This is a genomic window from Pseudolysinimonas sp. (genome assembly GCF_044239695.1).
Lineage (GTDB): Bacteria > Actinomycetota > Actinomycetes > Actinomycetales > Microbacteriaceae > Pseudolysinimonas_A.
In genome coordinates this window covers 1-25,137 of sequence record NZ_JBIIAW010000015.1, presented here as the reverse complement: position 1 = coordinate 25,137, position 25,137 = coordinate 1, and the positions used below count along the sequence as shown (strand labels likewise).

Here is a 25,137-nt window from a genome sequence, read left to right as displayed (position 1 = left end):
AATTCCGGAGCAACTACTACATGACAACCGCAACGACCGCCACGGCCATCAAGCAGGTCGCGATCAACGACATCGGATCTGCTGAAGACTTCCTGGCCGCGGTCGAGAAGACCCTCAAGTTCTTCAACGACGGAGACCTCATCGAAGGCACCGTCGTCAAGATCGACCGCGACGAGGTCCTCCTCGACGTCGGCTACAAGACCGAGGGCGTCATCCCCTCGCGCGAACTCTCCATCAAGCACGACGTCGACCCGTCCGAGGTCGTCAACGTCGGCGACATGGTCGAAGCCCTCGTTCTCCAGAAGGAGGACAAGGAAGGTCGCCTCATCCTGTCGAAGAAGCGCGCGCAGTACGAGCGTGCGTGGGGCGATGTCGAGAAGATCAAGGACACCGACGGCGTCGTGACCGGCAAGGTCATCGAGGTCGTCAAGGGTGGCCTCATCGTCGACATCGGCCTCCGTGGCTTCCTCCCGGCCTCGCTCATCGAGCTGCGCCGCGTGCGGGACCTCACGCCGTACCTCGACCAGGAGATCGAGGCCAAGATCCTCGAGCTCGACAAGAACCGCAACAACGTCGTGCTGAGCCGCCGCGCTCTGCTCGAGCAGACGCAGTCGGAGTCGCGTTCGACCTTCCTCAACAACCTCGCGAAGGGCCAGGTCCGCAAGGGCGTCGTGTCCTCGATCGTCAACTTCGGTGCGTTCGTCGACCTCGGCGGCGTGGACGGCCTCGTGCACGTCTCGGAGCTGTCGTGGAAGCACATCGAGCACGCCAGTGAGGTCGTCGAGGTCGGCCAGGAGGTCACCGTCGAGATCCTCGAGGTCGACATGGAGCGCGAGCGCGTGTCGCTGTCGCTCAAGGCGACCCAGGAGGACCCGTGGCAGGTCTTCGCCCGCACCCACGCGATCGGCCAGATCGCGCCCGGAAAGGTCACCAAGCTCGTTCCGTTCGGCGCCTTCGTGCGCGTGGCGGAGGGCATCGAGGGCCTCGTGCACATCTCGGAGCTCAGCGGCAAGCACGTCGAGCTCGCCGAGCAGGTCGTGTCGGTCGGCGAGGAGGTCTTCGTCAAGGTCATCGACATCGACCTCGAGCGTCGTCGCATCTCGCTCTCGCTCAAGCAGGCGAACGAGTCGGTCGACCCGAACGGCACCGAGTTCGACTCCGGCCTCGCGGCGCTGTACGGCATGGTCACCGAGTACGACGACCAGGGCAACTACAAGTTCCCCGAGGGCTTCGACGCCGAGTCGGGCGAGTGGCTCGAGGGCTTCGACGCTCAGCGCGAGACCTGGGAGGCCGAGTATGCCGCCGCCCAGGCCCGTTGGGAGCTGCACAAGGCGCAGGTCATCGCGGCCGAGGAGAAGGGCATCGCCGATGTCCCCGCCTCCGCGTCGTCGGCGGCCCCGTCGGGCAACTCGTTCTCGAGCGAGGGTTCCTCGACCGGAACGCTCGCCGACGACGAGTCGCTGGCCGCGCTTCGCGAGAAGCTCGCGAGCAGCAACTAAGCACTGACACGAAGGGCCGGACGAGCGATCGTCCGGCCCTTCGTCGTTCGCGCGGAGAGCAGTTCAGCTCCCGTCGAGGACGCGATCGGCCCCGGGCGGTGCCGGGATGTCGGGCACTCCGCCTGCGAGCTTGCTGTCGCGACGCGCGCGCCGCATCCGCCGGAACAGGGCCACCAGCCCGGCCACCAGTCCGATGAGGGCGAGGATGACGAGCACGGGGAACAGCAGCGCGAGGATGCTCAGGATCACCGACGAGACGTCTTCCAGGGTGCTCAGCACGGGCGCGGCCATCCCGCCGGTGGCGGTGTTCGCCGGGATCCGGGTGACGGACTTGGCGGCGTGCACGCCGAGTGAGAGCAGGATGCCGATCACGATCGGCACCCACTGGTTGCTCGCGAAGAAGGCGGCCGGGTCGGTGATCGCGGCGGTCTCCGACGAGGTGCCGGTGCCGAACAGGATGCCGCCTGCCGCAGGCCGCACGATCGTCTGGATCCAGTCGTTCACCGTGTCGACGACCGGGATCTTGTCGGCGACGACCTCGATGACGAAGAGCACGCCCAGGATGACGAGCACCCATTCGTTGCCGAGCCAGGCCCACGCCTGGGGCAGGTCGATCCAGTCGAAGAATCGGCTGCCGAGTCCGACCAGGAGCAGCGGGATATAGGCGTTCAGGCCGGCGGCGGCCGCGAGGCCGGTCCCCGTGAGCAGCTCGAGCATGCCCATACGATAGCCACATGCTGCTCGTGGCCCTGACCGGCGGGATCGCGTCGGGTAAGTCGACCGTCGCCCGGCGCCTGGTCGAGCACGGAGCCGTGATCGTGGATGCCGACGAGGTCGCCCGCGACGTGGTGGCCCCCGGAGAGCCGGCCCTCGCGCGCATCGCCGAGGCGTTCGGTCCCGAGGTCATCGCCGCCGACGGTTCCCTCGATCGCCCGGCGCTCGGCGCGATCGTCTTCCGCGACCCCGAGGGGCGCCAGCGGCTGAACGCGATCACCCACCCCGCGGTGCTCGAGCGCTCCCGAGCGCTCTTCGCCGCCGCGGCCGCGGCCGACCCTGACGCGATCGTCGTCTACGACATCCCCCTTCTCGTCGAGGCCGGGAGACACGACGAGTTCGACCTCGTCGTCGTCGTGCACGCGGCGACCGAGACCCGAATCGCCCGCATGGTCGAGCTGCGCGGGATGACGCGCGAGGAGGCGCTGCATCGCCTCAACTCCCAGGCGACCGACACCGACCGGTTCGCGATCGCCGACGTCGTGATCGACGCCGACGGCAGCCTCGACGAGACCCTGGCGCAGGCGGATGCGCTCTGGGAGAACCTCCGAGCGCGTGTCGGAGGCGCCGCCTAGCCTGGACGGTATGCAGCCCACTCGCGCCGTCCGGCCCTTCGAGGTCATCAGCGAGTACTCGCCGTCGGGCGATCAGCCCACGGCGATCAAGGAACTCGCGCAGCGCATCAACGCCGGCGAGACGGATGTCGTGCTCCTGGGCGCCACGGGCACGGGCAAGTCGGCGACGACGGCCTGGTTGATCGAGCAGGTGCAGCGCCCGACGATCGTGCTCGCCCACAACAAGACCCTCGCCGCGCAGCTGGCCAACGAGTTCCGCGAGCTGATGCCGAACAACGCGGTCGAGTACTTCGTGTCGTACTACGACTACTACCAGCCCGAGGCCTACGTGCCGCAGACGGACACTTTCATCGAAAAGGACTCGTCGATCAACGCCGAGGTCGAGCGACTGCGGCACTCGACGACGAACTCGCTGCTCAGCCGGCGCGACGTGGTCGTCGTCTCGACCGTGTCCTGCATCTACGGCCTCGGCGCCGCGGAGGAGTACCTGGGCGCGATGGTCTCGCTCCAGGTCGGCGACACGATCTCGCGCGACAAGCTCGTGCGCAAGTTCCTCAACATGCAGTACGACCGCAACGACGTCGACTTCTCCCGGGGCAAGTTCCGGGTGCGGGGCGACACGATCGAGATCATCCCGGTGTACGAGGAGCACGCGATCCGGGTCGAGATGTTCGGCGACGAGATCGAGGCGCTCTACTCCCTCCACCCGCTCACCGGCGACGTGCTGCGCAAGCTCGAGGCCGTCTCAGTCTTCCCGGCGACGCACTACGCGGCGAGCCCCGAGGCGATGCATCGCGCGATCGCCTCGATCAAGGTCGAACTCACCGAGCAGCTCGCCGTGTTCGAGCGGCAGGGCAAACTGCTCGAGGCCCAGCGGCTGCGCATGCGCACCGCGTTCGACATCGAGATGATGGAGCAGATCGGGTTCTGCAACGGCATCGAGAACTACTCGCGGCACATCGACGGCCGATCGCCGGGGGAGCCGCCGAACACGTTGCTCGACTACTTCCCCGACGACTTCCTCGTCGTCATCGACGAGTCGCACGCGACGGTCCCGCAGATCGGCGCGATGTACGAAGGGGATGCCTCCCGCAAGCGCACCCTCGTCGAGCACGGCTTCCGGCTCCCGAGTGCGCTCGACAACCGGCCGCTGCGCTGGGAGGAATTCCTCGATCGCGTCGGGCAGAAGGTCTACCTCTCGGCGACGCCCGGCAAGTACGAGCTGGGCATGGCGGACGGCGTCGTGGAGCAGATCATCCGGCCCACCGGTCTCGTCGACCCGCAGATCGTCATCAAGCCGAGCAAGGGGCAGATCGACGACCTGCTCGAAGAGATCCGGCTACGAGTGGAGCGCAACGAGCGCGTGCTCGTGACGACCCTGACGAAGAAGATGGCCGAAGAACTGACCGCCTTCATGGCCGAGCACGGCGTCAACGTGCGCTACCTGCACTCCGATGTCGACACCCTGCGACGCGTCGAGCTGCTCACCGAACTGCGGGCGGGCGTGTACGACGTGCTCGTCGGCATCAACCTCCTGCGCGAGGGGCTCGACCTGCCCGAGGTGTCGCTCGTCGCGATCCTCGACGCCGACAAGGAGGGGTTCCTGCGCTCCGGCACCTCCCTCATCCAGACCATCGGTCGCGCGGCGCGCAACGTCGCCGGCGAGGTGCACATGTACGCCGACAACATCACCGACTCCATGGCGAAGGCGATCGACGAGACCACCCGTCGGCGCGAGAAGCAGATCGCCTACAACACCGAGCACGGCATCGAGCCGACCGCGCTGCGCAAGCGCATCGCCGACATCACCGAGGTGCTGGCGCGCGAAGGCGCCGACACCGAGAAGCTGCTCGCCGGACGCAGCACGCCCGACGGGTCGCGGCGGCGCAGCCCCACGCCGAACCTCCGTCGCGAGGGGATTGGCGCGTCGGGAGCGACCGAACTCGAAACGATCATCGCCGACCTCAACGCGCAGATGCTCCAAGCCGCCGGCGAACTGAAGTTCGAGCTCGCGGCGCGGCTGCGCGACGAGCTGGGCGACCTCAAGAAGGAGCTGCGGCAGATGGAGACGGCGGGCCACGTGCGCTGAGTTCGCCGTCAGCTCAACCCCCGGCGGATGTCGGTGAGCCTCCGTACACTTGCGAGGTGTCGATTACGCCTGTCCCCGGAGCCCACAAACTGAGCGTCCGCGGAGCACGGGTGCACAACCTGAAGAACGTCGATCTCGAGATTCCGCGCGACTCCCTCGTGGTCTTCACGGGCCTCTCCGGGTCGGGCAAGTCGAGCCTCGCCTTCGACACGATCTTCGCCGAGGGCCAGCGGCGCTACGTCGAGTCGCTCTCCGCCTACGCCCGCCAGTTCCTCGGGCAGGTCGACCGTCCCGACGTCGACTTCATCGAAGGACTCAGCCCGGCGGTCTCGATCGACCAGAAGTCGACCAACCGCAATCCGCGCTCCACGGTGGGCACGATCACCGAGATCTACGACTACATGCGCCTGCTCTGGGCGCGCATCGGCGAACCGCACTGCCCGGTGTGCGGCGAGCTCATCCAGCGCCAGACCGTCCAGCAGATCGCCGATCAGCTGATGGAGCTCGAGGTCGGCACCCGCTACCAGGTGCTCGCCCCGGTCGTGTCGCAGAAGAAGGGCGAGTTCGTCGACCTCTTCAAGGAGCTGCAGACCGGCGGCTACTCCCGTGCCGTCGTCGACGGCGAGACGATCCAGCTGAGCGACCCGCCGACGCTCAAGAAGCAGTACAAGCACGACATCTCGGTCGTCGTCGACCGTCTCGTCGCGGCCGACGACCTGCTGACGCGGCTGACCGATTCGGTCGAGACCGCACTCGGGCTCGCGGGCGGGCTGGTCACGATCGACTTCGTGGATGTCGACGGCCCCGGCGGGGTCCGCACCTTCAGCGAGAAGCTGTCCTGCCCGAATCATCACCCCATCCAGCTCACCGAGATCGAGCCGCGCACCTTCTCGTTCAATGCGCCGTTCGGCGCGTGCCCGGAGTGCTCGGGCCTCGGCACCAAGATGGCGGTCGACACCGACCTCGTCATCGGCGACCCGAGCCTCACGCTGAACGAAGGCGTCGTGCTGCCCTGGAACCAGGCGGGCAAGGGGATGTACTCGTACTTCACCCGACTGTTGCAGGGCCTCGGCAAGGATCTCGACTTCGATCTCGACACCCCCTGGGAAGAGCTCTCCGAGGCGGCGCGCCAGGCGATCCTGCGCGGCAACGACTTCGAAGTCGCCGTCTCCTGGCGCAACCGCTACGGCCGCACGGTGAAGTACTCGACCGGGTTCGAAGGCGTCATGCCCTACATCGAGCGCAAGTACCAGGAGGCCGAGGGCGACTGGTCCAAGGCACGCTACGGCGAGTACCTCCGCGAGATCCCGTGCCCGGTCTGCGACGGCGAGCGACTGAAGCCCGAGGTGCTCGCAGTGAAGGTCGACGGCGAGAGCATCTCGGCCGTCGCGAACCTCAGCCTGAGCGGCGCCTACCAGTTCATGGACCGTCTCGATCTCACCGAACGGCAGGCCAAGATCGCCGCCCAGGTGCTGCGCGAGATCCGGTTGCGTCTCGAGTTCCTGCTCGAGGTCGGCCTCGGCTACCTCACGATGGCGCGTGCGGCCGCGACCCTCTCCGGCGGTGAGGCGCAGCGCATCCGGCTCGCGACCCAGATCGGGTCGGGCCTCACCGGCGTGCTCTACGTGCTCGACGAGCCCAGCATCGGGCTGCACCAGCGCGACAACCGTCGACTCATCGACACCCTGGTGAAGCTGAAGAACCTCGGCAACACCCTCATCGTCGTCGAGCACGACGAGGACACCATCCGCACCGCCGACTGGCTCGTCGACATCGGCCCCGGGGCGGGGGAGCACGGCGGCGAGGTCGTGCACTCGGGCGACTACGCGTCGCTGCTGACGAACACCAGGTCGGTGACCGGCGACTATCTCGCCGGACGCCGGGCGATCGACATGCCCGCGAAGCGCCGCAACATCGACAAGAACCGCCAGATCACGGTCGAGGGCGCGAAGGCCAACAACCTCCAGGACGTGACCGTGGGCTTCCCGCTCGGCGCCTTCGTGTCGGTGACCGGGGTGAGCGGGTCGGGCAAGTCGAGCCTCGTCAACGACATCCTCTACAAGGTGCTCGCGAACGAACTCAACGGCGCCCGCCAGGTGCCGGGCCGCCACAAGCGCGTCACCGGACTCGACCAGCTGGACAAGGTCGTGCACGTCGACCAGGCGCCGATCGGACGCACTCCCCGCTCCAACCCGGCGACCTACACGGGCGTCTTCGACCGCATCCGCACGCTGTTCTCCGAGACGATGGAGGCGAAGGCCCGTGGCTACCAGCCGGGTCGCTTCTCGTTCAACGTCAAGGGCGGTCGCTGCGAGACCTGCTCGGGCGACGGCACGATCAAGATCGAGATGAACTTCCTGCCCGATGTCTACGTCGCGTGCGAGACCTGCGGGGGAGCGCGCTACAACCGCGACACCCTCCAGGTGCACTACAAGGGCAAGAACATCGCCGAGGTGCTCGACATGCCGATCGCCGAGGCGGCCGACTTCTTCGAGCCGATCAGCGCCATCCACCGCTACCTGAAGACCCTCGTCGAAGTCGGTCTCGGCTACGTGCGCCTCGGTCAGTCGGCGACGACGCTCTCCGGTGGTGAGGCGCAGCGCGTCAAGCTCGCCACCGAGTTGCAAAAGCGCTCGAACGGGCGCAGCGTCTACGTGCTCGACGAGCCGACGACGGGCCTGCACTTCGAAGACGTGCGGAAGCTGCTGCTCGTGCTCAACGGACTCGTCGACAAGGGCAACACGGTCATCGTCATCGAGCACAACCTCGACGTGATCAAGAGCGCCGACTGGGTGATCGACCTCGGTCCCGAGGGCGGCTCGGGCGGCGGACGGGTGCTGGCCACGGGGACGCCCGAGCACATCGCGACCGTGCCCGAGAGCGCGACCGGGGTGTTCCTCGCCGAGATCCTCGGAGAGCTGCCGGCGCGCAAGGCGGGCTAGAACGATGGTGGCGCGTCCGACCCGCGCGGATGCCCTGGAGTGGCGACCGAAGGCGGGGGAGATCCCGACGAGCCCCGGCGTCTACCGATTCCGGGATGCCCGCGGCCGCGTGCTCTACGTCGGTAAGGCGATCAACCTCCGGCAGCGCCTCAGCAACTACTTCCAGCCGATGCGCAACCTGCATCAGCGCACCCGCGCCATGGTGCTCACCGCGACCGGTGTCGAGTGGACCGTCGTGGGCAGCGACCGGGAAGCGCTCGACCTCGAATACGCCTGGATCAAGGAGTTCACGCCGCCGTTCAACGTCAAGTTCCGCGACGACAAGACCTACCCCTATCTGGTCGTGACACTCGGCGACGAGGCGCCGCGCGTCATGGTGACGCGCAACCGCCGCATCCCCGGGGCGAAGTACTTCGGCCCGTATCCGAAGATCTGGGCCGTGCGCGACACGATCGACCTGATGGTGCGGGCCTTTCCGATCCGCACCTGTTCTGACTCCAGCTACAAGCGCGCGATGCAGACCGGGCGGCCGTGCTTCCCCGGACAGATCGGACGTTGCGGTGGACCGTGCTCCGGGCGCGTCTCGATCGAGGAGCATCGGCAGATCGTGAACGACTTCGTCGCGTTCATGTCCCACCCCGATCGGGCGGTCGTGCGCCTGCTCGAGCGCGAGATGAAGTCGGCCGCCGCCGAGTTCGCCTATGAGCGCGCGGCGACGATCCGCGACCGACTCCAGGCCCTTGAGAACGTGCTGGAGCGCAGCGCGGTCGTGCTGGCCGAGGACACGATCGACACCGACGTCTTCGGGATCGACTACGACGAGCTCGCCGCCGCCGTCCAGCAGTTCACGGTGCGCGGCGGGCGCATCACGGGCACGCGCAGCTGGGTCGTCGACACCGAGCTCGACGTTCCTCTCGGCGACCTCGTCGAGGCGGTGCTGCTCAGCGCCTACGAGACCGAGCCGCCGCCGCGCGAGATCGTCGTGCCGAAGCTCCCCGACGACGCTCCGGCGCTCGAGGCCTGGCTGAGCGACCGACGCACGAAGGGGTCGGTCGTGCTCCGGGCCGCCCAGCGCGGCGACAAGGCGGCGATCCTGCAGACGGCGACGATCAACGCCAAGCAGGCGCTCGGGCTCTACAAGATGCGACGCAGCGGCGATTACGTGGCCCGCACGCAGGCGCTCACCGACATCCAGGAGGCCCTCGGGATGGACGAGGCGCCGCTGCGCATCGAGTGCTACGACGTGTCGCACCTCGGCGGCACCAACATCGTCGCCTCGATGGTCGTCTTCGAGGACGGACTCCCGGTGAAGAACGCCTACCGAAAGTTCGGGATCAAGGAGTACGCCGACGATCTGGAGGCGATCTCCCAGGTGCTGCGCCGCCGCCTGGCGCGCCTGGAGGAGGACGAGGCCGATCCCGAGGACGGTGCCCCGACCCGCAAGCGCTTCGCCTACCGCCCCGGACTGATCCTCGTCGACGGCGGCGAGCCGCAGGTCAACGCCGCCGCCGCGGTGCTCGCGGAACTCGGCATCCGCGACATCCCGGTCGCCGGGATCGCCAAGCGCCTCGAGGAGGTCTGGCTGCCGGGGGAGCCGTTCCCGGTGATCCTGCCCCGCAACAGCGAGGCGCTCTTCCTCATCCAGCGACTGCGCGACGAGGCCCACCGCTTCGCGATCACCTTCCAGCGCCAGAAGCGCAAGAACGACATCGCCTCGGTGCTCTCCGACATCCCGGGCCTCGGCCCCGCTCGGGTGAAGGTGCTGCTCGCCCATTTCGGCTCCGTCGCCCGCCTGCGCGCGGCATCCGTCGACGACATCGGCGAGGTGCGCGGGATCGGCCCGTCTCTCGCCGCCGCGATCGTCGGTAAGCTCGACGCAGAGACCGAAGGGCAGTGACGGTGGCAGCGACCGGCGAGCAGACTGAGGTCGAGGCCAGCGCGCCACGCCGGGAGCTCCTGCTCGTCACCGGGATGTCGGGTGCCGGCCGCTCGACCGTCGGCAATGCGCTCGAGGATCTCGGCTGGTACGTGGTCGACAACCTCCCGCCGCAGATGTTGCGCCCCCTCGTCGATCTCTCACGGCACACCGGCGACACCATTCCCCGCGTCGCCGCGGTCGTCGACATCCGCGGCGGTCGGCTCTTCGCCGATGTGCAGGAGGCCCTGGAGTCGCTGCGCGGTACTGACGACACGCGCGTGCTCTTCCTCGACGCCACCGATGCCGCCCTGGTGCGGCGCTTCGAATCGGTCCGTCGGCCCCACCCGCTCCAGGGGGATGGGACACTCCTCGACGGCATCACCGCCGAGCGGGCGCGGCTCGCCGAGCTCCGCGAGCAGAGCGACATCGTCATCGACACGAGCGAGCTCAACATCCACCAGCTCAGCGTCCTCATCCACGACCAGTTCTCGACCGTCGGCGATCCGGCGATCCGGGTCACGGTGATGAGCTTCGGCTACAAGTACGGGCTGCCGTCCGACGCCGACCACGTCGCCGACTGCCGCTTCCTGCCGAATCCGTTCTGGATCCCGGAACTCAAGGGCCGCACCGGCCTCGAGACCGAGGTGAGCGACTACGTCCTCGGCCTCCCCGGGGCGCAGGAGTTCATCGACGGCTATGTCGAGGCGCTTCGGCCGGTGCTCGACGGGTACGGTCGCGAGAACAAGCGGCACGCTACGATCGCTCTGGGATGCACCGGCGGTAAGCACCGCTCCGTGGCGATGGCCGAGGAGCTGAAAGCGCGGCTGAGCGTGCTCCCGGGCCTCGCGGTCAGCGTCAAGCACCGCGACCTCGGTCGGGAATGACCGCACTCGAGCCGAAGCAGGCCCGACACATCAACACAAGTTAGGGACGACCGCGTGGCACTGACCGCCGATGTCAAAGAAGAACTCGCCGGTGTGGACGTCGGGAAGACGGCCGTGCGCGCCGCGGAGCTCGCGTCGCTGCTGCGCTTCTCGAGCGGACTCCACACGATCTCCAACCGCATCGCCGTCGAGGCCGAGCTGGAGTCGCCGAAGATCGCCCGCCGCGTCCGCAAGGACCTGGCCGAGCTGTACGGCGTCCGCAGCGAGGTCTCGGTGATCTCCGGCAGCACCCTGCGTCGGTCGAGCACCTATCTCGTGCGGGTCATCGACGGCGCGGAGACCCTCGCGCGCCAGACCGGGCTCATCGACGCCCGCAACCGGCCGGTGCGCGGCCTGCCGAACCGGCTCACGACGGGGTCGCGCGATGAGTTGGCGGCGATCTGGCGAGGGGCGTTCCTCGCCTCCGGCACGCTGACCGACCCCGGGCGTTCCGCGGCGCTCGAGGTCGTCTGTCCGGGCAACGAGGCCGCGATGGCGCTCGTCGGCGCCGCCGGTCGCCTCAAGGTCGCCGCGAAGGCCCGTGAGGTACGCGGATCCTTCCGCGTCGTCGTGCGGGACGGCGAAGCCATCAGTGCGATGCTCCACCTGATGGGCGCCGGGGCGAGCGTCGCGGCCTGGGAGGAGCTGCGGCAGCGCCGGGAGGTGCGGGCCACGGCGAACCGCCTCGTGAACTTCGACGACGCCAACCTGCGTCGCTCGGCGCAGGCTGCGGTCGCCGCCTGCGCCCGGGTCGAGCGGGCTCTCGAGATCCTGGGTGACGACGTTCCGGAGCACCTGCGCTACGCGGGGGCGCTCCGGCTCAGCCACCGCGACGCGAGCCTCGACGAACTCGGGCACCACGCCGATCCGCCGATGACCAAGGACGCGGTCGCCGGACGCATCCGCCGTCTGCTCGCGATGGCCGACAAGAAGGCCTCCGACCTCGGACTGCCGAGCACCGACGCGGGGCTCCCCGACCTGGACTGAGCACGCGTTCCACGGTCAACCCCCGGCGGCTGGGGGGCCGCCGAGCGTAGGCTGGACGGCATGGCTGACTACACGCTTCCGGACCTCCCGTACGACTACGCGGCTCTCGAGCCCCACATCAGCGCCAGGATCATGGAGCTGCATCACTCCAAGCACCACGCGGCCTACGTCGCGGGCGCGAACACCGCCCTCGAGAAGCTGGCGGAGGCGCGGGACTCCGGCGACTACGGCAACGTGCCGAAGCTCGAGAAGGACCTCGCGTTCCACCTCGGCGGCCACATCAACCACTCGATCTTCTGGAAGAACCTGACCCCGGATGGCGCGGGCACGCCCGAGGGCGAGCTGGCGGCCGCCATCGACGAGTTCTTCGGCTCCTTCGACAAGTTCGTCGGGCACTTCAGCGCCGCCGCGAACAGCCTCCAGGGCTCCGGCTGGGCCGTGCTCGCCTGGGACCCGGTGTCGTCGCGACTGCTCATCAACCAGATGTACGACCAGCAGAACAACGTGCCGCTCGGCGTCACCCCGATCCTCCAGCTCGACATGTGGGAGCACGCCTTCTACCTCGACTACGTGAACGTCAAGGCCGACTACGTGAAGGCCTTCTGGAACATCGCCAACTGGGCGGACGCCGGGGCCCGATTCGAGGCGGCGCGCAAGGGAGCGGCGGGGCTGCTGCTACTGTCGTAACGGCGTTTTGCGCGGCCGGGACTCGTCTTTTCGAGACCGTGTCCCGGCCGCCTTCCACCACCGCCACCACACCCCCACGACCACTTCAAGGAGCTTTCTGTGTCGGTCAAGATCGGTATCAACGGGTTCGGACGGATCGGGCGGAACTACTTCCGCGCCGCGCTGGCCAAGGGCAGCGATCTGGAGATCGTCGCGGTCAACGACCTCACCGACAACAAGTCGCTCGCGCACCTTCTGAAGTACGACTCGATCACCGGGCGTCTCGACGCCACCGTCGACTACGACGGCGACCAGATCGTCGTGAACGGCAAGCCGATCCGCGTCTTCGAGGAGCGCGACCCCGCGGCTCTGAAGTGGTCGGACTACGGCGTCGACATCGTCATCGAGTCGACCGGCCGGTTCACCAAGGCCGAAGACGCCCGCAAGCACATCGACGGCGGCGGCGCCAAGAAGGTCATCATCTCCGCGCCGGCCACCGAGCCCGACGGCACCTTCGTGATGGGCGTCAACGAGTCGACCTACGACCCGGCGACGATGCACATCATCTCCAACGCCTCCTGCACCACGAACTCGCTCGCGCCGCTCGCGAAGGTCTTCAACGACAACTTCGGCATCGAGCGCGGCCTCATGACGACGATCCACGCGTACACGGCCGACCAGAACCTTCAGGACGGCCCGCACAGCGACCTGCGTCGCGCTCGTGCCGCCGCGATCAACATCGTGCCGACCTCGACCGGTGCCGCGAAGGCGATCGGTCTCGTGCTGCCCGAGCTCAACGGCAAGCTCGACGGCTACTCGCTGCGCGTGCCCGTCCCGACCGGCTCGATCACCGACCTCACGATCCAGGCGTCGCGCACCGTGACGATCGACGAGATCAACGCCGCGTACCGCGAGGCCTCGGAGGGCTACCTCAAGGGCATCCTGAAGTTCTCGACCGACGAGCTGGTCTCCAGCGACATCGTCAGCGACCCGCACTCGTCGATCTTCGACTCGCCGCTCACGAAGATCATGGGCGACCAGGTGAAGCTGTACGCCTGGTACGACAACGAGTGGGGCTACTCCAACCGCCTCGTCGACCTCACCGAGTACGTCGCCGCGCGCCTGTAATCCGCCGGTGACTCTGCGAACCATCGAGTCTCTCGGCGACCTCGCCGGGAAGACGGTCCTGCTCCGCTGCGACCTCAACGTCCCGCTCGACGGCGACCGGATCACGGACGACGGACGCGTCCGCGCGTCCGTCCCGACGATCCGGAAGCTGCGGGACGCCGGTGCCTCCGTCGTCGTGATGTCCCACCTCGGACGCCCCGATGGCGCCCCCGACCCGCAGTTCTCGCTCGGCCCCGTCGCGGTCCGGCTCGCCGAGCTGCTGGGGGAGCCGGTGACGTTCATGCCAGAGCACCCCGAGCGCGCGGCACTCGGCGACGGCGTGACGCTGCTGGAGAACCTCCGGTTCGACCCGCGCGAGGCGTCGAAGGATGCCGGCGAACGCGAGGCGTACGCCGCCGAGCTCGCCGCGCTCGGCGACGCCTTCGTGTCGGACGGCTTCGGCGTCGTGCACCGCAAGCAGGCGAGCGTCTACGAGCTGGCGAAGGCGCTGCCCTCGGCGGCGGGCCTGCTGATCGCGGCGGAGCTCGACGTGCTCGATCGGCTCACCGCGAACCCGCAGAAGCCGTACACGGTCGTGCTCGGTGGATCCAAGGTGTCGGACAAGCTCGGCGTGATCGACGCGCTGCTGCCGAAGGTCGACCGCCTGCTCATCGGCGGCGGAATGCTGTTCACCTTCCTCGCCGCCGAGGGCCACAAGATCGGCAAGAGCCTCCTCGAGGACTCCCAGTTCGACACCGTGAAGCGCTACGTCGCGGAAGCCGCGGAGCGCGGCGTGGAGCTGGTCCTGCCGACCGACATCGTCATGGCGTCCGGGTTCTCGGCCGATGCGCAGCACGTGGTCGCCCGGGCGGACGCCCTCGAGGACACCGACTTCGGGGCAGACGGCATCGGGCTCGACATCGGCCCGGAGACGGCCGCCGCGTTCGCCGAGCACATCCGCACGTCGCGCACGGTGTTCTGGAACGGGCCGATGGGCGTCTTCGAGTTCCCCGCGTTCGCGGCCGGCACGAAGGCTGTGGCGCAGGCGCTCACCGAGGTAGATGGCCTCGGCGTCGTCGGCGGAGGCGACTCCGCGGCAGCCGTGCGGGCGCTGGGCTTCGCCGACGACCAGTTCGGCCACATCTCGACGGGCGGCGGCGCGAGCCTCGAGTTCCTCGAAGGCACCACCCTCCCCGGATTGGACGTACTCGGATGGCAGACAGCATGACCCCGAAGCCGGGCCGGACCCCGCTTCTCGCGGGCAACTGGAAGATGAACCTCGACCACCTGCAGGCGATCGCCTTCGTGCAGAAGCTCGCGTGGACCCTGAAGGATGCCCAACACGACACGACGTCGGCGGAGGTCGCGGTCTTCCCGCCCTTCACCGACCTGCGCAGCGTGCAGACCCTGGTGAACGCCGACGACCTCGCGATCGCCTACGGCGGGCAGGACATCTCGGCGCACGACTCGGGCGCGTACACGGGCGAGATCTCGGGGGCCTTCCTCAAGGCACTGGACACCAAGTACGTGATCGTCGGGCACTCCGAGCGTCGCGAGTACCACGGGGAGACCGACGAGGCCATCGCCGCGAAGGTCGCCGCCGCCCATCGCCACGGCATCGTGCCGATCATCTGCGTCGGTGAGACCGCCGACGACCTCGAGCAGCACGGACCGAGCGCCGTCCCGGTCGCCCAGCTCCGCGTCGCGCTCGAGGGCGCGGCGAAGGGCAGCGAGATCGTCGTCGCCTACGAACCGGTCTGGGCGATCGGTTCGGGTCAGGCCGCGACGAGCGAGCAGGCGCAGCAGGTGTGCGCGGCCCTCCGCGTCCTGATCGCCGAGGTGCTCGGCGATGACGTCGCGCAGGCGACCCGCATCCTCTACGGCGGCAGCGTCAAGGCCGCCAACATCGCGGGCTTCATGCGCGAGGCGGATGTCGACGGCGCCCTCGTCGGCGGCGCGAGCCTCCAGCTGGAGGAGTTCGCGAGCATCGTGCGCTTCCAGAAGCACGTCGGGACCTGAGGCTCCGATCGCCAGAACGGCGGCCCTCCGGTCGCCGAAACCCGTAGACTAGGCCGGTTATGTTCGTACTCCAGACCATCGTGCAGGTGCTGCTCGGCATCACCAGCCTTCTGCTGACTCTGCTCATCCTGTTGCACCGCGGTCGTGGTGGTGGCCTCTCCGACATGTTCGGCGGCGGCACCAGCTCCAACCTCGGCGCCTCGGGGGTCGCGGAACGCAACCTCAACCGCATCACCGTGATCCTCGCCCTGCTCTGGGTCGCGAGCATCATCGTGCTCGGACTCATCGTCAAGTTCGCGGCCTAGGCCGCTCGAACCACTTCTCGGGCTAGGGAGCTCTTCATGGCATCAGGTGGCAGCGCCATCCGCGGATCGCGGGTCGGATCCGGCCCCATGGGCGAGCAGGACCGCGGGTACCACGCGGACCGCATCTCGATCTCCTACTGGGACGCGGCGGGCAACGAGATCGTCCGCCATTTCGCGGCGAATCTCCCCGACGAGGAGATCCCGGAGGTCATCGACAGCCCGCAGACCGGCCTGCCGGCGGGTCGCGACAAGGACAACCCGCCGCAGTTGGCGAAGACCGAGCCCTACAAGACGCACCTCGCGTACGTGAAGGAGCGCCGCTCCGACGCCGAGGCCGCGCAGCTCCTCGATGAGGCGCTCGACCAGCTCCGTACCCGCCGGGGCGCGTCCGCCTGAGAATTGCCCGACGAGCGGTCTAGCCCTCGTCCTGTGCGGTCCAGTAGCGGCCGCCGTCGATGAGTCCCTCGGGGACTTCAGCCGCGGCCTCTTGATCGACGAAGAACACGGTGCGCTTGCGGCCGCGCACCCCGGCGACGGGAACCGAGCCGACGTTCGCGTCGGCCAGGGCCAGCCCGAGGGCGCCCGCCTTGTCGGCGCCCGCCATCACGAGCCAGATGCGCTCCGAGGCGTTCAGCACGGGCAGGGTCAGCGACAACCGCAGCGGCGGCGGCTTCGGCGAGTTCGTCTCGGCGATCACCTTCGCCGCGGTCTCGCGCACCGACGCATGATCGGGGAAGAGCGAGGCGACGTGGCCGTCCGGTCCGACGCCGAGGAACGTGATGTCGAAGACGGTGTCGCCGAGTTCGGCAGCGTACGCGGCAGCCGCGTCGTCGATCGTCGGCTGCTCGCCGGGTGCGGGGAACGAGTGGATGTTCTCGGCCGGTTGAGCGAGCAGGTCGAGCAGGGCGGCCCGGGCCTGCGTCTCGTTGCGGTCGGGGTCCCCGCGGGGGAGGTAGCGCTCGTCGCCCCACCAGAACTCCACGCGTGACCAGTCGATGCCGTCGCGCGCCGGGTTCTCGGCGACCGCCGCCAGAACGGCGATGCCGGCCGATCCGCCGGTCAAGCAGACGTCGATCGACTCGTTCTCATCCAGCAGATCGATGACCTTGGTCAGGAATCGTGCCGCGACGCTCGCCACCAGACTCGCCGCGTCGGGATGGACCAGCACACGTCGTTCGGTCGTCATCGAGGGGAAGCCTCCTGTCGTACGACGTCTCCGAAGAGTTCGTCGGGATCGAGCCTACGCAACTCCTCGGCGAGGCAGTCGCGCAGGCTCCGGCGGGGGAGCGCGATGTCGTGGGTGGGCTGGTCCGGCTGGGTCAGCGTCGCGACGCCGCCCTCGTCCCGCGAGAGTTCGATCGGCCCGGAGGCGCGCTCGAGGCGCACCCGATGGATGCCGTTGGGCCCGTCTCCCGGAGCCTTCACGACCAGGTCGACGTCGAGTTCGAGCTGCAGGCCGAGCCACTGGGCGAGCAGCTCGGTCGACGGAGAGTCCGATGACCCGACGACACGCACGCCGGTGACGGGCTCGTACGGTGGCTGATCGAGAACGGCGGCGAGTTGAGCCCGCCACAGGGTGAGCCGCGTCCAGGCGAAGTCCGTGTCGCCGGGGGTGTAGTGCTCGCCGAGTCGGGCGAGCGCCGCGACCGGATCGCCCGCCGCCGCGGCATCGGTGATGCGGCGGGTGCCGATGCGGCCGAGCGGCGACGCGTGGGGGTCGGCCGGGGCCTCGCCGGGCCACCAGACCACGACGGGGGCATCGGGCAGCAGCAGGCCGGTGACGAGACTCTCCGGGTCGGTCGCGGTCTCGCCGCTCGCCCGTAGGACGACCACCTCGCTCGCGCCGGCGTCCCCGCCGACGCGGATCTCGGCATCCAACCGCGTCTCACCGTCGGGGGAGGTGCTCAGCACGATGACGCGCATCGGGTGCTCCCGCGACGCGTCGTTGGCCGCCTCGATGGCCTCCTCGTCGGTGCGGCCGGCACTCGAGATGACGAGGGTCAGCACGCGACCCAGGGCGACGGCGCCGCCTTCCTCGCGCACCTTGACGAGCGCTTTCGACACCGCGCTGATGGTCGTGTCGGGCAGTTCGACGATCACGGTCTTCTCCAGGTGTGGCCGCCGCGGGCGAGCAGCTCGTCGGCGGACGACGGCCCCCAGGTCCCGGGGCGGTACTGCTCGAGCGGACCGCCGAGGCCCTCCCAGTACTCCTCGATCGGATCGAGGATCTTCCAGGAGAGCTCGACCTCCTCGTGGCGCGGGAAGAGCGGCGGGTCGCCGAGCAGCACGTCGAGGATCAGCCGCTCGTAGGCTTCAGGGCTCGCCTCGGTGAAGGCGTGGCCGTAGCCGAAGTCCATCGTCACGTCGCGCACCTGCATCCCGGCTCCCGGAACCTTCGAACCGAACCGGATGGTGACACCCTCATCCGGCTGTACCCGGATGACGAGCGCGTTCTGGCCGAGAGCGGACGTCTGGCTCTCGGCGAACAGGTACTGCGGCGCCCGCTTGAACACGACCGCGATCTCGGTGACCCGGCGGCCGAGCCGTTTGCCGGCGCGGAGGTAGAACGGGACCCCCGACCAGCGGCGGGTGTTCACGTCGAGGCGCAGCGCGGCATAGGTCTCGGTCGTCGAGGTCGGGCTCATCCCGTCCTCCTCGAGGAAGCCGAGCACCCGCTCGCCGCCCTGCCAGCCGCCGGCGTACTGGCCGCGGGCGGTGGCGAGGGAGAGGTCCTTCGGAAGGTGCACCGCCGAGAGCACCTTCTCCTTCTCGGCGCGGAGGTCGCCGGCGTCGAACGAGACGGGCTCCTCCATCGCGGTGAGGGCGAACAGCTGCAGCAGGTGGTTCTGGATGACGTCGCGCGCCGCACCGATCCCGTCGTAGTAGCCCGCCCGACCGCCGACCCCGATGTCCTCGGCCATCGTGATCTGCACGTGGTCGACGTAGCGCTCGTTCCAGATGGGTTCGTAGAGCTGGTTGGCGAAGCGCAGCGCCAGGATGTTCTGGACCGTCTCCTTGCCGAGGTAGTGGTCGATGCGGAACACGCTGTCCGGCGGGAAGACGCTCTCGACGACGTCGTTGAGTTCGCGGGCCGTCGTCAGGTCCGAGCCGAACGGCTTCTCGATGACGACGCGGCGCCAGGCGCCGTCCTTCTGCTCGGCGAGCCCGGAACGCCGCAGCTGCTCGGTGACGAGCGGGAACGACTTCGGCGGGATGGAGAGGTAGAACGCATGGTTGCCCATCGTGCCGCGTTCGCGGTCGAGCTCGGCGAGCGTCTCGGTGAGCCGATCGAAGGCCTCGTCCTGATCGAACTCGCCGACGACGAACCGGATGCCTTGGCGCAACTGCGCCCAGACGGCCTCGTCGAACGGGGTGCGCGCGTACTGCTTGACCGCCTCGAGGACGACCTGCTCGAAGTCCTGGTCGCTCCACTCGCGTCGGGCGAAGCCGACGAGGCCGAAGCCGGGCGGCAGCAGCCCCCGGTTCGCGAGGTCGTAGACCGCGGGCATGAGCTTCTTGCGCGACAGGTCACCGGTGACGCCGAAGATCACGAGCGCGCTCGGCCCGGCGATCCGGTTGAGGCGCCGGTCGGTCGGAACGCGGAGCGGGTTGGCGTCCGCGGAGATGGGGACGCTCATCGCGTGCTGAGCTCTCGCAGCCTCTCGATACTGGCCCGACCCGAATCCGCTGCGACATCGCCGAGGGTGAGGGTGAGTACCGGGCGGCCGTGCTCGGCGAGCACGCTCGCGTCGCCGGCCGCCTGCGCGGCGATGAGCTGGCCGAAGGTGAACGGACGGTCGGGGATCTCGACGTCGGTCTCGGCCGTGCCGGTCAGCTGCAGGAAGACGCCCACCGCAGGACCGCCCTTGTGGAACTGGCCGGTCGAGTGCAGGAAGCGCGGTCCCCAGCCGAAGGTCACCGGGCGACCGGTCTTCGCCGCGAGCAGCGCCCGCAGCTCCTCGAGCTCCGGGTGGGCGAGACGGTCGAGGTACGCCTGCACCGCGACGTACCCGTTCGCCGGGAGGGCGGCGAGCAGGGCCGCGAGAGCCGCATCCACCGTTTCGGCGCCGGCGAGGTCGAGCCCGAGGGCCTTCACGCCGATCCCGGCGTCGGTGAACAGCGGGGGAGCGGGTGGCGTCAGATCGTCGATCAGCGCGCGCGCCGCGACCTTCGCCGACTCGACGTCGGGCTGGTCGAACGGGTTGATGCCGAGCAGGCGCCCGGCGACGGCCGTGGCATACTCCCAGACGAGGAGCTGCGCGCCGAGAGTGCCCGCCACCTCGACCTCCCCGGCCCGCACCTCGTGGGTCGCGCGGGCGTCCTTGACGAGCCGGATGACCTGGAGGTCGGGCAGATCGAGGCCGAGCTCCGGGGCGTCGGTCTCGAGCACGACGGGGAGGAGACCCTTCCCCTCCTTGCCCGTGGATTCGGCGATGAGCTGCTCGGCCCATTCGCCGAAGCCGACGATGTGGGTGCCGTCGGCGACGATGCCCACCTTGTCGCGCAGCGGGCGAGTGCCGGCCAGAATCGCTCCGAGCACGAGTCCCGGGTTGTCGTCGTCATCGAGCGCGAGTTCGAGGGTCGCCCCTTCGGCCTCATCGAGCAGCTGGGAGATGTCGACGCCCGCGAGACCCGACGGCACGAGGCCGAAGGCGGTGAGCGCCGAGTAGCGTCCGCCGACGTTCGGGTCGGCGTTGAACACGCGGTAGCCGTCGGCGCGAGCCGCGAGGTCGAGCGGGGAACCGGGATCGGTGACCACGATGATGCGTTCGATCGGGTCGATCCCGGCGGCGCGGAAAGACGACTCGAAGGCGCGCTTCTGGCTGTCGGTCTCGAGCGTCGAGCCGGACTTCGAGGAGACCACGACGGCGGTCGCCGACAGACGGCCACCGAGGGCGGTCGCGACCTGGTCGGGATCCGTCGAGTCGAGGATGCCCAGTTCGACGCCGTAGGTGCGGGTGATGACCTCGGGGGCGAGCGAAGAACCACCCATCCCGCAGAGCACGAAACGGTCGACACCCTTCGCGGCGAGGTCCTCGCGGAGTGCCTCGATATCGTCGACGAGTGCTCGCGACACCGCGACGGCTTCGGTCCAGCCCAGGCGGATGGCGGACTCGGCCTCGGCCTCCGCGCCCCACAGGGTCGGATCCTGCGACGTGATGCGTCCCGCGACCCCGTCGGCGACGAGCGGCGGCACGACCCGCTCGACCGCCTCCGCGGCCGCACCGGTCGCGACGATCGTGACGGTCACTGAGCAGATCCCGGACGGGCGGCCTCGAGGGCCGCGGTGACGGTGTCGAGGAGTTCGTTCCAGGAGACGATGAACTTCTCGACGCCCTCCTTCTCCAGCAGCGCGGTCACGTCGTCGTAGTCGATGCCGACCGCGGCGAGTCGGTCGAGCACCTCCTGCGCGGCGGCGTACGAGCCGGTCACGGCATCGCCATGGAGAGGCGCGTGGTCGAAGGTCGCCTCGAGGGTCTTCTCGGGCATCGTGTTGACGACGCCGTCGACGGCGAGCTCCGTGACGTAGAGCGTGTCGGGGAGGGCCGGGTCCTTGACGCCGGTCGACGCCCAGAGCGGACGCTGCGGGTTCGCGCCGGCATCCAGGAGGGCCTGGGCACGGTCGGTCGCGAACTCCTGCTCGAACAGCTGGTAGGCGAGCTGGGCGTTGGCGATCCCCGCCTTGCTCTTCAGCGCCAGCGCCTCGGGCGTGCCGATCGCCTCGAGGCGCTTGTCGATCTCGGTGTCGACGCGCGACACGAAGAACGAGGCCACCGAGTGGATCGTCGAGATGTCGTGGCCCGCGGCCCGCGCCTGCTCGAGGCCGTCGAGGTAGGCGTTGATGACGGCGCGGTGCCGGTCGAGGCTGAAGATCAGCGTGACGTTGACGCTGATGCCCGCGGCGATCGTGGCGGTGATCGCCTCGAGCCCCTCGATCGTGGCCGGGATCTTGATCATCGCGTTGGGCTTGGCGACCTTGGCCCAGAGCTGCTGGGCCTGGGCGATCGTGCCGGCGGCGTCGTGCGCGAGACCCGGCTCGACCTCGATGGAGACGCGACCGTCCTTGCCGCCGGAGGAGGCGTAGACGCCCGCGAAGATCTCGGAGGCAGCCGCGACGTCATCCGTCGTGATCTCGAAGACGGCGTCGGCGACCGCGGTGCCGGCGGCGGCGAGGGCTGAGACCTGCTCGTCGTACGCCTGGCCCTTGGCGAGAGCGCCGGCGAAGATCGTCGGGTTCGTGGTGACTCCCACGACATCGCGCTCGGCGATGAGCTTCGTGAGTCCGCCGGAGGAGATGCGTTCGCGGGAGAGGTCGTCGAGCCAGATGCTGACGCCGAGGGCGGAGAGCTGCTGCGTGGGGGTGCTCATGGTGGTCGTACTCCTTCGGCTCAGCTCGCGCTGAGCGATTCCTTGGCGGCCGAGACGACGGCCTCCGTGGTGATGCCGAACTCGCGGTACAGCGTCTTGTAGTCGGCGGATGCGCCGAAGTGCTCGATCGAGATGCTCCGACCGGCGTCGCCGACGTACGGGCGCCAGGTGAGCCCCAGGCCCGCCTCGATCGAGACCCGGGCCTTCACGGCGGCGGGCAGCACGGACTCGCGGTACGCGGCGTCCTGCTCCTCGAACCACTCCTGGCACGGCACCGAGACGACGCGCGCCGCGATCCCCGTGGACTCGAGCTCGGCGGCCGCCTCGACCGCGAACTGCACCTCGGAGCCGGACCCCAGGAGGATGACATCCGGCGTCGGCTTCGAGCCCTCGACGAGCACGTAGGCGCCCTTCGCGACGCCCTCCGCGCTCGCGACGACCGAGCGGTCGAACACGGGCAGGTTCTGTCGGCTGAGTGCGATACCCGCGGGCCCCTTGCGGCGCTCGAGGATGGTCCGCCAGGCGACCGAGACCTCGTTCGCGTCCGCGGGCCGCACGACGTCCAGCCCGGGGATGGCGCGCAGCGTCGTCAGCTGCTCGATCGGCTGGTGCGTGGGGCCGTCCTCGCCGAGGGCGACGGAGTCGTGCGTCCAGACGAAGATCGACGGCGCGCCCATCAGCGCAGCCAGCCGCACGGCGGGGCGCATGTAGTCGCTGAAGATGAGGAAGGTGCCGCCGAACGGGCGCGTGTTGCCGTGCAGCACGATGCCGTTGAGGATCGCGCCCATCGCGTGCTCGCGGATGCCGAAGTGCAGCACCCGGCCGTACGGGTCTCCCGACCACTCGTGCGTCGAGTGCTCGACCGGGATGAACGACTTGGCGCCCTCGATCGTGGTGTTGTTGGACTCCGCCAGGTCGGCCGAGCCGCCCCACAGCTCCGGGATGACCGCGCCGAGCGCGCTCAGCACCTTTCCGCTCGCGGCGCGAGTGGAGACGTCCTTTCCGGCTTCGAAGACGGGAAGCGCCTCGTCGACGCCGTCGGGGAGTGCGCCCGTGAGGATGCGGTCCAGCAGCTTCTTGCGCTCCGGGTTCGCCGCCGCCCAGGCGTCGAACCCGACCGTCCACTCGGCCTGCGCGGCCGCGCCGCGCTCGAGCGCCTGACGGGTGTGCGCGATGACCTCGGGCGCGACGTCGAAGGACTTCTCGGGGTCGAAGCCGAGCACCTGCTTGACGGCCGCGAGTTCCTCGGCGCCGAGCGCGGAGCCGTGGATCTTGCCGGTGTTCTGCTTCTTCGGGCTGGGCCAGCCGATGATCGTCTTGAGGATGATGAGCGAGGGCTTGGCGGTCTCGCCCTTCGCCGTCTGGATGGCGTCGTACAGGGCATGCACGTCTTCGACGTATTCGCCCGTCTTCTTCCAGTCGACGGTGAGCACCTGCCAGCCGTAGGCCTCATAGCGCTTGGCGACGTCCTCGGTGAAGGCGATCGTCGTGTCGTCCTCGATCGAGATCTGGTTCGAGTCGTAGATCGCGATGAGGTTGCCGAGCTGCTGGTGGCCGGCGAGCGGACCCGACTCGCTCGTCACGCCCTCCTGGATGTCGCCGTCCCCGGCGATGACGTAGACGAAGTGGTCGAACGGGCTCGTGCCCGCCGCGGCTTCCGGGTCGAACAGTCCGCGCTCGTAGCGGGCGGCGTAGGCGAAGCCGACCGCGGAGGCCAGTCCCTGACCGAGCGGACCGGTCGTGATCTCGACGCCGTCCGTGTGGTGGTATTCGGGGTGGCCGGGGGTCTTCGATCCCCAGGTGCGGAGCGCCTTGAGGTCGTCGAGCTCGAGCCCGTCGCCGCCCAGGTAGAGCTGCACGTACTGGGTGAGCGAGGAGTGCCCGGCGGAGAGGATGAAGCGGTCGCGGCCGATCCATGTCTGGTCGCCCGGGTTGCGTCGCATGACCTTCTGGAACAGCAGGTACGCGGCCGGGGCGAGGCTCATGGCGGTTCCGGGATGCCCGTTGCCCACCTTCTCGACGGCGTCGGCAGCGAGGATCTTGGCGGTCGCGACGGCCGTCTCGTCGACGGCTTCCCAGGAGAGTTCTGGCACGGGAAAGGGCCTTTCGCAGAAGGGGGTGGGACCCGGGTGGCACGGGCCATCGTCCAGCATACCGAGGCGGCCCGAGCCGCTCCGGACGGGGAACGGGCCCCCGAACGCCGTCGCCTACACTGAATGGACAGCCGCACACGATCCGAGGAGCCATGCAGGGAGCCGTCGACAGCCCCGTCGAGACCCCCATCGGGGTCCGTCCGGTCACCCTCGGAGCGCGTGCCATGCGCAAACTCGGCGGCTTCATCGCCCTCACCAAGCCGCGGGTCGTCGAGCTGCTTCTCGTCACCACGGCCCCGGTGATGATCCTCGCCGCCCGCGGCATCCCCGACCTGTGGCTCGTGCTCGGCACTCTCGTCGGCGGCTACTTCTCGGCCGGGTCGGCGCACGCGTTCAACAGCTACCTCGAACGCGACATCGACAAGAAGATGGCCCGCACGAGCAAGCGACCGCTCGTCACCGGCGTTCTGACGCCGAGTGAGGCGCTCGTCTTCGCCTGGGCGACCGCCGTCGGCTCGACGCTCTTCTTCGGTCTGGCCATCAACTGGCTCGCCGCCGGGCTCTCGGTCGTGGCCATCCTGATCTACGTCGTGCTGTACACGCTGATCCTCAAGCGCCGCACCCCGCAGAACATCGTCTGGGGCGGCGCCGCCGGCTGCATGCCCGTGCTCATCGGATGGGCGGCCGTCACCGGATCACTGGACTGGGCGCCGATCGTGCTGTTCGGCGTCGTGTTCCTGTGGACCCCGGCGCACTACTGGCCGCTCTCGATGCGCTACCGCGACGACTACGCCGCGGCCGACGTCCCGATGCTCGCCGTCGTACGCGGTCGCTCGGCGGTCGGCCTGCAGGTCGTGCTCTACGCCTGGGC

The 25,137-nt window shown here is 69.1% G+C and carries 21 protein-coding genes; 14 read left to right on the top strand and 7 right to left on the bottom strand.

Going from position 1 to position 25,137, the window contains the following annotated elements; translation table 11 throughout:
- Window positions 1-20 precede the first annotated feature (20 nt).
- Window positions 21-1,499: a 30S ribosomal protein S1 gene (gene rpsA / locus ACILQS_RS04150; protein ID WP_395638842.1), complete on the top strand. Its 1,479-nt coding sequence runs from the start codon at window positions 21-23 to the stop codon at window positions 1,497-1,499.
- Window positions 1,500-1,562: 63 nt separating this feature from the next.
- Here the strand turns inward: rpsA and ACILQS_RS04145 are convergent, their stop codons facing one another.
- On the bottom strand, window positions 1,563-2,216 hold the full coding sequence (locus ACILQS_RS04145) for a DUF4126 domain-containing protein (RefSeq protein ID WP_395638841.1): 654 nt from the start codon (window positions 2,214-2,216) through the stop codon (window positions 1,563-1,565).
- Between the two features lie 17 nt (window positions 2,217-2,233).
- On the opposite strand from ACILQS_RS04145, the gene coaE reads away from it, so the two are divergent.
- The 12 genes from coaE to ACILQS_RS04085 all read left to right on the top strand — a co-directional run bounded on the left by coaE (window position 2,234) and on the right by ACILQS_RS04085 (window position 16,200).
- On the top strand, window positions 2,234-2,848 hold the full coding sequence (gene coaE / locus ACILQS_RS04140; RefSeq protein WP_395638840.1) for a dephospho-CoA kinase: 615 nt from the start codon (window positions 2,234-2,236) through the stop codon (window positions 2,846-2,848).
- 10 nt (window positions 2,849-2,858) lie between these two features.
- On the top strand, window positions 2,859-4,937 hold the full coding sequence (gene uvrB, locus ACILQS_RS04135; protein ID WP_395638839.1) for an excinuclease ABC subunit UvrB: 2,079 nt from the start codon (window positions 2,859-2,861) through the stop codon (window positions 4,935-4,937).
- A 56-nt stretch (window positions 4,938-4,993) separates the two neighbouring features.
- Window positions 4,994-7,879 carry an excinuclease ABC subunit UvrA gene (uvrA, locus tag ACILQS_RS04130; RefSeq protein ID WP_395638838.1) on the top strand — a complete coding sequence of 962 codons (2,886 nt, stop codon included), beginning with the start codon at window positions 4,994-4,996 and terminating at the stop codon, window positions 7,877-7,879.
- Between the two features lie 4 nt (window positions 7,880-7,883).
- Complete coding sequence (gene uvrC, locus ACILQS_RS04125; RefSeq protein WP_395638837.1) at window positions 7,884-9,776, top strand: excinuclease ABC subunit UvrC; 1,893 nt, start codon at window positions 7,884-7,886, stop codon at window positions 9,774-9,776.
- A gap of 2 nt (window positions 9,777-9,778) precedes the next feature.
- Window positions 9,779-10,681 carry an RNase adapter RapZ gene (gene rapZ / locus ACILQS_RS04120; protein WP_395638836.1) on the top strand — a complete coding sequence of 301 codons (903 nt, stop codon included), beginning with the start codon at window positions 9,779-9,781 and terminating at the stop codon, window positions 10,679-10,681.
- 54 nt (window positions 10,682-10,735) lie between these two features.
- A complete protein-coding gene (whiA, locus tag ACILQS_RS04115; protein ID WP_395638835.1) occupies window positions 10,736-11,707 on the top strand; it encodes a DNA-binding protein WhiA in 972 nt (323 codons plus the stop codon).
- Window positions 11,708-11,767: 60 nt separating this feature from the next.
- Window positions 11,768-12,394 carry a superoxide dismutase gene (locus ACILQS_RS04110; RefSeq protein WP_395638834.1) on the top strand — a complete coding sequence of 209 codons (627 nt, stop codon included), beginning with the start codon at window positions 11,768-11,770 and terminating at the stop codon, window positions 12,392-12,394.
- A gap of 99 nt (window positions 12,395-12,493) precedes the next feature.
- The gene (gap, locus tag ACILQS_RS04105; RefSeq protein ID WP_395638833.1) at window positions 12,494-13,501 is read left to right on the top strand and encodes a type I glyceraldehyde-3-phosphate dehydrogenase; all 1,008 of its coding nucleotides are present in this window, start codon (window positions 12,494-12,496) and stop codon (window positions 13,499-13,501) included.
- Between the two features lie 7 nt (window positions 13,502-13,508).
- Entirely contained in the window at window positions 13,509-14,708 is a 1,200-nt protein-coding gene (locus tag ACILQS_RS04100) for a phosphoglycerate kinase (protein WP_395638832.1), read from the top strand.
- On the top strand, window positions 14,705-15,499 hold the full coding sequence (gene tpiA, locus ACILQS_RS04095; RefSeq protein WP_395638831.1) for a triose-phosphate isomerase: 795 nt from the start codon (window positions 14,705-14,707) through the stop codon (window positions 15,497-15,499). Before ACILQS_RS04100 ends, tpiA begins: the two co-directional genes overlap by 4 nt.
- Before the next feature lie 59 nt (window positions 15,500-15,558).
- Window positions 15,559-15,804, top strand: a complete 246-nt coding sequence (gene secG / locus ACILQS_RS04090) for a preprotein translocase subunit SecG (RefSeq protein ID WP_395638830.1) — start codon at window positions 15,559-15,561, stop codon at window positions 15,802-15,804.
- 36 nt (window positions 15,805-15,840) lie between these two features.
- Window positions 15,841-16,200 carry an RNA polymerase-binding protein RbpA gene (locus ACILQS_RS04085; RefSeq protein ID WP_395638829.1) on the top strand — a complete coding sequence of 120 codons (360 nt, stop codon included), beginning with the start codon at window positions 15,841-15,843 and terminating at the stop codon, window positions 16,198-16,200.
- Between the two features lie 19 nt (window positions 16,201-16,219).
- Here the strand turns inward: ACILQS_RS04085 and pgl are convergent, their stop codons facing one another.
- From pgl to tkt, 6 genes are read right to left on the bottom strand one after another with little or no spacing between them, the layout of a single operon-like run.
- On the bottom strand, window positions 16,220-16,990 hold the full coding sequence (gene pgl / locus ACILQS_RS04080) for a 6-phosphogluconolactonase (RefSeq protein WP_395638828.1): 771 nt from the start codon (window positions 16,988-16,990) through the stop codon (window positions 16,220-16,222).
- Window positions 16,987-17,904 (bottom strand): glucose-6-phosphate dehydrogenase assembly protein OpcA, encoded by a 918-nt coding sequence (locus tag ACILQS_RS04075; protein WP_395638827.1) that lies wholly within the window; start codon window positions 17,902-17,904, stop codon window positions 16,987-16,989. Before ACILQS_RS04075 ends, pgl begins: the two co-directional genes overlap by 4 nt.
- A complete protein-coding gene (gene zwf, locus ACILQS_RS04070; protein ID WP_395638826.1) occupies window positions 17,901-19,442 on the bottom strand; it encodes a glucose-6-phosphate dehydrogenase in 1,542 nt (513 codons plus the stop codon). Before zwf ends, ACILQS_RS04075 begins: the two co-directional genes overlap by 4 nt.
- A complete protein-coding gene (locus tag ACILQS_RS04065; protein ID WP_395638825.1) occupies window positions 19,439-21,055 on the bottom strand; it encodes a glucose-6-phosphate isomerase in 1,617 nt (538 codons plus the stop codon). The genes zwf and ACILQS_RS04065 overlap by 4 nt, the downstream gene beginning before the upstream one ends.
- On the bottom strand, window positions 21,052-22,173 hold the full coding sequence (tal, locus tag ACILQS_RS04060) for a transaldolase (RefSeq protein ID WP_395638824.1): 1,122 nt from the start codon (window positions 22,171-22,173) through the stop codon (window positions 21,052-21,054). The genes ACILQS_RS04065 and tal overlap by 4 nt, the downstream gene beginning before the upstream one ends.
- 20 nt (window positions 22,174-22,193) lie before the next feature.
- Window positions 22,194-24,266, bottom strand: a complete 2,073-nt coding sequence (gene tkt, locus ACILQS_RS04055) for a transketolase (protein WP_395638823.1) — start codon at window positions 24,264-24,266, stop codon at window positions 22,194-22,196.
- Window positions 24,267-24,418: 152 nt separating this feature from the next.
- Between tkt and ACILQS_RS04050 the strand changes: the two genes are divergently transcribed.
- On the top strand, window positions 24,419-25,137 hold a 719-nt coding region (locus ACILQS_RS04050), incomplete at its 3' end, for a heme o synthase (RefSeq protein WP_395638822.1).